This is a genomic window from Acinetobacter sp. YH01019, from assembly GCF_013420285.1.
In the GTDB taxonomy this organism is placed as follows: Bacteria; Pseudomonadota; Gammaproteobacteria; order Pseudomonadales; family Moraxellaceae; genus Acinetobacter; species Acinetobacter gandensis.
The window spans coordinates 1-2,981 of the sequence record NZ_VOYM01000148.1; the positions used below are offsets into that span (position 1 = coordinate 1).

Annotated in this window: 2 protein-coding genes and 1 pseudogene; 1 reads left to right on the forward strand and 2 read right to left on the reverse strand. The window is 39.4% G+C overall.

Annotation, left to right across the window (positions count from 1 at the left end; translation table 11 throughout):
* Nucleotides 1-121: 121 nt before the first annotated feature.
* Nucleotides 122-601: pseudogene (locus FTT84_RS17355) on the forward strand (glutathione S-transferase family protein); the annotation flags it as partial.
* Nucleotides 602-657: 56 nt separating this feature from the next.
* On the opposite strand, the gene FTT84_RS17360 reads toward FTT84_RS17355, so the two are convergent.
* Both FTT84_RS17360 and FTT84_RS17365 read right to left on the reverse strand, forming a co-directional pair.
* Nucleotides 658-2,265, reverse strand: coding sequence for a bifunctional 3-(3-hydroxy-phenyl)propionate/3-hydroxycinnamic acid hydroxylase (locus tag FTT84_RS17360; RefSeq protein WP_180081977.1), 1,608 nt, complete (start codon nucleotides 2,263-2,265; stop codon nucleotides 658-660).
* 348 nt (nucleotides 2,266-2,613) lie between these two features.
* A complete protein-coding gene (locus tag FTT84_RS17365; protein ID WP_067764484.1) occupies nucleotides 2,614-2,835 on the reverse strand; it encodes a hypothetical protein in 222 nt (73 codons plus the stop codon).
* Nucleotides 2,836-2,981 lie beyond the last annotated feature (146 nt).

Sequence of the window (2,981 nt, forward strand, 5' to 3'; positions counted from 1 at the left end):
CATTTTTCTTTATACTGTCACTGAGGCAGGTTGGACATTTGATTTCTAGAGTTATTTGCATTTCTCTATTTTATCAAAATTCAACCTGCTTTTTTTCAGCATACTTTTTGAAACACCACCGAAAATTAATCCCATGGGTAAAGTGCCGTGTTTGGTCGATGGCGAGTCTGTTGTAAGCGAAACTGCTGCCATTTTTACCTATTTGGCCGATAAATATGCTGAGAAAGGTTTAGCACCGGCTTTAAATGATCCAAAACGTGGTGAATATCTGAAATGGATGTTCTTTTGTCATGGGCCTCTCACTGAATATATGGACATGAAAAATGTTGGTATTGGTGTAGAAACCATGAATGAGAAAAAGGGTAGTCTGAGTTTTGGTAATGAGACTATCTTATTGAATTTTATTCAAACAGGTTTGCGCCAAGCTAAACCTTATTTATTGGGTGAAAATATTACTGCTGCGGATTTGTATTTGGCGTACTGGATGGTCTATGCCATCTCTTTTAAAATTTTACCTTATTTAGATGAATTTAAGCCCTTTATTCAACGTATACAGCAGCGTGAATCGGTTCAAGATGTAGATTGGTTTCAAGCGGTTTAGCTTTAGGTGGCAATAAAAAAAACCACGCGATTTGCGTGGTTTTTTATTGGCCTAAATTATTTTACATGTAGCTTGGCAAACAATTGCTGGCTCACACTGTCCAATGTTTGCGGAATCGCAAGTGCTGCCACAAAACGGTCAGGACGAAGAATCGTAACAGATTCAGATGTTTTGCCGAACCAGCCGCGAATTTCTGTGCCGATATCACCAATCGTGATCACATTGTCATATTGAGTGCGTTTTTCATTACCAAACTGAACCGCTGGAATCACTTGGATGAATTTTACACCCAGTTTTTGCCATTGTTTCATTGTGGCTTCAGACAGTCCCCATTTCGGGTCCACACCCCAAGCAATGATAGCGAAATCATTACCAATTACTTCATCAAGTAAAACCGTTTCACCAGACTCAAGTTTGACTTGAGGTTGGATAAACATTTTACCTACAGGTGATTCTTTATCCCCATTGTTAACCAAAGCACCATCATGGTATTTCGGCATTGGTTTGAAGCGCATTTCTAATAAATATTGCTTGATTGGCTTGATGTAATTCAATGCATAAGCAATACCATCACGAATAAAGCCTTGCCATTTTTTTGGTGGTGCAAGGACATGGCCGGCCATTACTGATAGGTCGATCATCGCTTTGGCATGGTCTTTACGTTCAACTTGATATGAGTCTAGAAGTTCAGGGCCAGCTTTGCCTTGTACAACCATCGCAACTTTCCAAGCTAGGTTAAAGGCATCACGCATACCGCTGTTATAACCTTGACCTTGCCACACTGGCATAATGTGTGCAGCATCGCCTGCAAGTAAAATACGGTCTACGCGGAATTTATCGGCAATACGTGCATTGTGTGTGTATACACGTTGACGAATCACTTCAATGCCATCTGTCGTTGGTAAGACTTTCGATAAAAGTTTTGCGATATTTTCTGGTTTGCTCAATTCTTCTTGTGTTTCACCTGGCATAACCATGAACTCGAAACGACGAATACCATGTGGTAACGCAGCAGAAACATAAGGGCGCACAGGGTCACAGCATAAGTAAATATGTGGTGTCGCTAGCGGATCATTTTCGATATCAATAACGATCCATTGGTTCGGCGCTGTTTTTCCATCAAAGCCGATATTTAAGGTACGACGTACAATTGAGTTACCACCATCACATGCAATTAAATACTTGGCATGGATGCTTTCTTGTTGACCTTCTTTATTTTGAATATTGAGGGTAACGCCATTCTTGTCTTGGCTGAAATCTACCAATTGGCGAGAGAACAATACTTGTGTAGTTTCGTATTGCGCCAAGCCTTGTAAAAGCACATTATCCACTTGTGGTTGAATGAAGGCATTACGACGCGAGAAACCAAATTCACGTGTGAGCGGCTGAATGTCTGCAAAGCAACGACCTTTAGGTGTTAAAAAGCGCATTGCATGGTTCGGTGTTGTATGTGGTAATACTTGATCAACCAAACCTAAAGACTGAATCGTGCGTAAAGATTCATCGTCAATACCAATTGCACGCGGGTAATCAATTAAGCTATCAAGTTGCTCAATGACAGTCACTTCTAAGCCTTGCTTACTTAAATAGTTCGCAATGGTAAGACCGACAGGACCAGCACCTAAAATGGCAACTTCCGTTGTAAATTTTGCTTTATTGCTCATGCGTAAACATCCAATCACTTCACATATGCCTCTATTAAGAGGGAGGTCTGCTTAAGCAACAAGCTAGGCATAAGTCGAAACGATTAATCTAAAAGCATAAGATTTTTAAGCATATTAAGATAAGTTTATGATATTTCAATTATTAGTTAATTATTCACCATAATTTAGAATGATTTAGCGATCATAAATATCTATTGTTAGAACGTTTTTGAAATGGAATCAGGCATAAAAAAACTGAATCAATCGTTAGACAGATCCAGTTTATTTACATTCAGTACAACATTGTGTGAGGGTTTAATGTTGATCAGCAGAACTGAACGTATTTAGCATGTGGAGAATGCTAAGTGATTACTGAGCCGGTTGAGCTGGAGCAGTCGTTTCAACATTTGCTTCAGACGCAGGTTGTGCGCTTGTACCTTCAGCAGCAGTCGTTTCAGTTGCAGGCTGTTCTTGTGTACTAACTACAACTTTTTCTTGTTCAGGTGCTTCTTGTTTATCTTTGCTTGCAGCAAAAGATGTAGCCGCAGCAGCAGCCAGAGTAGAAGCAAGTAAAATTTGAGTGAATTTCATTTTGAGCATCCTTATATATTTTACTCTGTACACGACAAATTTCATAGGATCCTTGTCCTATCAGGCTTTTTCTTTCTTAAAATTGCTAGCACTTTCTTAAATTCTTCTTTTTTTCCAAAACCAATCAAACGTAGAATAGCCATTTG